General features: G+C 72.5%; 5 protein-coding genes. All 5 read right to left on the reverse strand.

Annotated elements, in window-relative coordinates; all coding sequences use genetic code 11:
- Window positions 1–284 precede the first annotated feature (284 nt).
- Window positions 285–1,082 (reverse strand): SGNH/GDSL hydrolase family protein, encoded by a 798-nt coding sequence (locus ACFXGX_RS37010; RefSeq protein WP_384800766.1) that lies wholly within the window; start codon window positions 1,080–1,082, stop codon window positions 285–287.
- Window positions 1,083–1,186: 104 nt separating this feature from the next.
- Window positions 1,187–2,200 (reverse strand): hemolysin family protein, encoded by a 1,014-nt coding sequence (locus ACFXGX_RS37015; RefSeq protein ID WP_384800769.1) that lies wholly within the window; start codon window positions 2,198–2,200, stop codon window positions 1,187–1,189.
- A complete protein-coding gene (locus ACFXGX_RS37020) occupies window positions 2,197–3,522 on the reverse strand; it encodes a hemolysin family protein (protein WP_384800772.1) in 1,326 nt (441 codons plus the stop codon). Before ACFXGX_RS37020 ends, ACFXGX_RS37015 begins: the two co-directional genes overlap by 4 nt.
- 274 nt (window positions 3,523–3,796) lie before the next feature.
- On the reverse strand, window positions 3,797–4,222 hold the full coding sequence (locus ACFXGX_RS37025) for a GNAT family N-acetyltransferase (protein ID WP_384800775.1): 426 nt from the start codon (window positions 4,220–4,222) through the stop codon (window positions 3,797–3,799).
- Between the two features lie 80 nt (window positions 4,223–4,302).
- Window positions 4,303–5,220, reverse strand: coding sequence for an LLM class F420-dependent oxidoreductase (locus ACFXGX_RS37030; RefSeq protein WP_384800778.1), 918 nt, complete (start codon window positions 5,218–5,220; stop codon window positions 4,303–4,305).
- Window positions 5,221–5,656: the final 436 nt, after the last annotated feature.

The raw sequence follows: 5,656 nt of genomic DNA on the forward strand, positions 1-5,656 counted from the left end.
GTGCTGTGTGTGGACGCGCGCCGGCGGCGTTCTTACATCGCGGCACCGTGCACGGCTCCGGTGGGGGGGGGGGGGGGGGGGGGGGGGCGGGCCCCCCCCCCCCCCCCGGCCGTACCCGCGGGTGCGTGAGCGGGCGCATCAACTGCATACCCGCGCTGTCGAGCGCCCCCTGTGCGCCCTGTGGCGACCGAGGGGTGATCCGGTAGCGTCCTCGTCCATGCGGAGCATGGGCCGCCGTGTCACTCGGGAGAGCGACACGGCGGAAGCCGCCCTTTCGGGCCGGCTCAGCCGCTGTGCCCGCCCGTGACAGAACCCTCGTAGGGCAGGAGCTCCGGGCGCTTCGCCGGCAGTCCGTCGCCGGACGAGCGGCCCGTCAGCCGTCGCCCGATCCACGGCAGCAGATGCTGCCGGGCGAACCGGGCGTCGGCCGTGCGGCGGGAGACCCAGCCGGGGGGTGGGGTGGGCGCCGACGGGACGCGCCAGTCCGGGTCCTCGGCCTCGTATCCGAGGGTCTGCCACACGGCTTCCGCGACCCGGTGGTGTCCCTCGGCGGTCAGATGCAGCCGGTCGACGTCCCATGAGCGCGGGTCGGCGAGCGAAGGCGCCCCGTAGAGGTCCACCACCAGGGCGCCGTGCCGCTCGGCGAGCTCGTCGACGACGGTGAAGAGCTCCTCCATGCGAGGCCGGAAACGTTCGAGGACCGGGCCGTTGCGGCCGGGGCTGCGCATCAGGACGAGCTGCTCGCAGGCCGGGGCCAGCCGCTCCACGGCCTCCTCCAGGAGACCGCGTACGCGTCCCATGTCGACCTTGGGCCGCAAGGTGTCGTTGAGACCGCCGACCAACGTGATCACATCGGGCCGCATGGCGACGGCCACGTCCACCTGCTCGTCGACGATCTGCCCGATCAGCTTGCCGCGCACCGCGAGGTTGGCGTAGCGGAAGCCTGGTGTCCGGGCCGCCATGCGGCCCGCGAGGAGGTCGGCCCATCCTCGGTACGAACCGTCGGGCAACAGGTCCGACATGCCCTCGGTGAAGGAGTCGCCGACCGCGACGAGGCTGGTGTATGAGGCATTCATCTGCATGGCGTGAAAGATGGTAACCCGAACACATACCCGTCGGTCGGTCGGACCGTCGTATTGGGGCCGCGGCTCCCACGCGTCACCCGCACCGGGCCCCCGAACGTCCCCTACGCGGGCTGCCCGAACAGTTCTCTCAGGACGTCCTCCATCGTCACCAGTCCCGTGAGCCGTCCGTCGCTGCCCATCACCGCAGCGAGATGGGTGCGGCTGCGGCGCATCGCGGTCAGGACGTCGTCCAGGGGGGTGCTCTCCCGGACGCGGGCGATGGGCCGCATGTCCTCCACGCGGAACGGCACCTCGCGAGGGGCCGCGTCCAGCGCGTCCTTGACGTGGAGATAGCCGACGATCCGGCGCCCGTCGTCGACGACCGGGAAGCGGGAGAACCCCGATTCGGCCGACAGCCGCTCCAGTTCCTCCGGAGTGACGCCCACGCGCGCGTAGACGACGCGTTCCACCGGGAGCACGACGTCGTGCACTGGGCGGCGGCCCAGCTCCAGGGCGTCCCGCAGCCGCTCCTGGGCACGGTGGTCGATGAGCCCCGCCGCACTGGAGTCCTTGACCAGGCGGGAGAGTTCGTCGTCGGAGAAGGTCGCCGCGACCTCGTCCTTCACCTCGACCCGCAGCAGCTTCAGCAGCCCGTTGGCGAAGGCGTTGACCGTGAAGATCACCGGGCGCAGCGCGCGGGAGAGCGCGACCAGCGGCGGCCCGAGGACCAGCGCCGTCCGCACGGGCTCCGCGAGTGCCACGTTCTTCGGCACCATCTCGCCGAGCAGCATGTGCAGATACGTCGCCAGGGTGAGCGCGATGACGAAGGAGACCGCGTGACCCGCGCCGGAGGGGACACCCATCGCGTGGAACACCGGCTCCAGCAGGTGCGCGATGGCGGGTTCGGCCACGATGCCGAGCACCAGGGTGCACAGCGTGATGCCGAGCTGCGCGGTCGCGAGCAGCGCCGAGACGTGTTCGAGGCCCCAGAGCACGCTGCGCGCCCGACGGTCGCCCCGCTCGGCGTGCGGTTCGATCTGGCTGCGGCGCACCGAGATCAGCCCGAACTCGGCGCCGACGAAGAAGCCGTTCACGACGAGGGTCGCGAGTCCGATCAGCAGTTGTACGACGGTCATCGCGTGCTCTCCTCGGCGTCGTCCGGGGCGTGCAGCAGCACCCGCGCGGCTCGCCGCCCCGAGGCGTCCACGACGTCGAGCCGCCAGCCGTCGGCCTCGACGCTGTCTCCCTCGGCGGGGATCCGGCCGAGCTCGGTCGCGATGAATCCGGCCAGGGTCTCGTACGGCCCGTCGGGCACCCGCAGTCCGACCCGTGCGAGCTGGTCGGTGCGGGCGGACCCGTCGGCCGAGTACAGCGTCCGGCCGCCGGTGTCGGTGCCGGCCGGGGCGAGGTCGGGCGTCTCGTGCGGGTCGTGCTCGTCGCGCACCTCGCCGACGACCTCCTCCACGATGTCCTCCAGGGTGGCGACGCCGGCCGTGCCGCCGTACTCGTCGATGACCACGGCCATCGTGCGCTTGCCGGCCAGCCGGTCCAGGAGCCTGTCCACGGTCAGTGACTCCGGTACGAGCAGCGGCTCGCGCATGATCTGGGAGACGGGCGTCTGTGTCCGGCTCGTGGCGTCCACCGTCAGCACGTCCCTGATGTGCGCGACGCCGACGACCTCGTCGAGGCTCTCGTGGTAGACCGGGAAGCGGGACAGGCCGGTCGCCCGGGTCGCGTTCGCCACGTCCTCACAGGTCGCCTGGACGTCCAGCGCGATGACCTGGACGCGCGGTGTCATCACGTTCTCCGCGGTCAGGTCGGCGAGGTTCAGGGTGCGCACGAACAGCTCGGCGGTGTCCGCCTCCAGAGCGCCCTCCTTGGCGGAGTGCCGGGCGAGCGCCACCAGCTCCTGGGGCCCGCGGGCGGAGGCCAGCTCCTCGGCGGGTTCGAGGCCGAAGCGGCGGACGACGTGGTTCGCGGTGTTGTTCAGATGGGCGATGAACGGGCGGAACGCGGCGCTGAACCAGCGCTGCGGCGTCGCCACGCGTTTGGCCACGGCCAGCGGTGCGGAGATCGCCCAGTTCTTGGGAACCAGCTCGCCGACGACCATGAGGAAGACCGTCGAGAGCGCCGTACCGATGACCAGCGCCACCGAGTTCGACGCGGAGGACGGGACACCCAGCGATTCCAGGGGTCCCGCGATGAGCTTGGCGATCGACGACTCGGAGAGCATGCCGACCACAAGGTTCGTCACGGTGATGCCGAGCTGGGCGCCGGAGAGCTGGAAGGTGAGGTTCCGAGCGGCTTTGAGGGCTCCGGAGGCGCCCCGCTCGCCGCGCTCCACGGCCCGCTCCAGCTCGCTGCGCTCGACCGTGGTCAGGGAGAACTCGGCCGCCACGAACACGCCGCAGATCAGCGACAGCAGAATTGCGACCAGCAGGAGGAACACTTCGGTCATCGGGTCACCTCCGTCCCATGATCGGCCAGGGACAGGGGGATCGCGCGATGTCCGCTGCCACCGTGCGCAACACGGCCGCGGGTACTGGGAGGCTCGCCCATGGGCGGACGCTCACACCTTTCGTCGGAGGAACGATGGTCGGGTCCAACAAGGGTAAAGGATCGGCAAAGTAGTCTCCCTGAGTGGGTGCCGCCGTCGGCCCCGTTACTCCGGGAGACCCGTCGCCGCTCGGTACCGGCCTCCCCATGGCTCCCGGCGCCGAAGCCCGGGAGCCCTAGTCGGTGAGCGGCCTCACCCAGCGCCGCCAGTGCTCCTCCGGCGTATACCCGGCGGCCCGCCAGGCATGGTGGGCGGTTTCGTTCCGTGCCAGCACCATCGCGTCACCGCGCCGCCCGCCCAGCCGTACGAAACGCTCCTCCGCCGCGGCCAGCAGCGCGGAGCCGACGCCGAGGCGCCGCCGGTCCGGATGGACCGCCAGCCGGTACAGATGGCAGCGCCAGCCGTCGAAGCCGGCGATCACCGTGCCCACCAGCTCCTCCTCGCGCTCAGCGAGGAGCAGTGCCCCGGGATCGCGGTCGACCAGGCGTTCCACGCCGTTCCGGTCGTCACTGATGCTGGTGCCCTCGGCGGCCACCTTCCAGAAGGCGAGCACGGTGTCGAGGTCCTCGGGCCGCGCGGCCCGTATCCGCAAGTCGGTCATGGTCCGATCCCATCACGGTGACCAGGTGCCGGAACGGGATTTCCGGCATGCGGACGATCACCGGCCGCGCGGGGCGACGATCACCGGCCGCGCAGCGCGCGGACCACGGGAGCGAAGACCTCCAGGTTCGGCTCCAGCACCGTCAGATACGAGAATCCGAAGCGTTCGCGCAGGTCCCGGACCTGACCTGTGATCTCTTCCACGGAACCGATCAGGACGATGGGCAGGTCCAGCACCTCGCGCTCGGTCAGATGCGGGAGCCTGGGCAGCCACGGCCGGACGGCGGCACCGCGGTCGTCGGTGACGGCGACGATCTGGATCAGCAGGTTGAGCTCGGCGGGTTCCTCGCGTCCGGCGGACGCCTTCCGGTAGAGCGTGACGCGTCCGTCGAGCTCGGTGGCCGAGAGCGGTTCCAGAGTGCCGTTCCGCCCGGTGCGTGCTCCCGTGAACGAGGCGATGTCCGCGTGCTCCGCGGCGATGCGGAGCATCCGGTCGCCGTTGGCCCCGATCAGCAGGGGCACCCGCGGCAGTCCGCCGCCCGGTGTCTCCGGTGCCTTCCCGCCCGGCCACGGCGTGCCGAGGGAGAGCCCGTCCGGCCCGAGCAGGCGCTCCAACTCCTCGACCGTACGCAGGAGATGGTCGACCCTCTCGCGCGGGGTGCCGAAGAGCAGGCCCGCTGTCTCGTGTTCGGCCGGTACGTATCCGGTGCCGAGGCCGAGTTCGAGACGGCCGCCCGTCAGCGCGTCCGTGGTGGCCACCTCGCGGGCGAGCAACGCGGGGTTCCAGAAGGCCGCGTTGAGCACGAACGTGCCGAGCCGGGGGCGCTGGGTCGCCTGCGCGGCGGCGACCAGCGAGGGGAAGGGGGCGGGCATCCCCAGATGGTCGGCGACGGTGATCACGTCGTAGCCGAGCTCCTCGGCGCGGCGGCACCTGGCGGCCCACTCGGCACCGGTCGCGGGAGCGATGAGGCTGACACCGAAACGGAACGGGCGTGACATCGGCTGTCCCTTCCAACGTCGGACTCGCCCCGGCCCAACCGGGCCTGAGCGACGGGCGATCGACCCGGCCCGGGGGATCGGGGCGAGCGGGTGCCCGGCTCCTGGACCCGGCGGACCGGGGGAGACCGGTGGTCGATTCCCGACCGGGGGCGAGCCGGTCGTTTCCCGGCCCCGGGCACGGGGTCCCGACCGGGGGAGAGCGGTCGTTTTCCGGCCCGGCGGACCGGGGAGACAGAGCTCTTCGCCGGGCTCGGGGGATCGGGGCGGGTGCGCGGCCCGTTTCCGTCCTGGGGGCCGGGGGCCGGGGGCCGGGGGGCGGGGGGCGAGAGGGCGGGGGGGGGCCCGCGCGCGGGGGCGCGCCCCGCGGGTGGGGGCGGGGGTGGGGACCACGCCCCGCCCGGCTGTGAGGCGCGCGCCGCCGGGCCGCGCGACCGCC

Source organism: Streptomyces sp. NPDC059371, assembly GCF_042751995.1.
Taxonomy (GTDB): Bacteria; Actinomycetota; Actinomycetes; order Streptomycetales; family Streptomycetaceae; genus Streptomyces.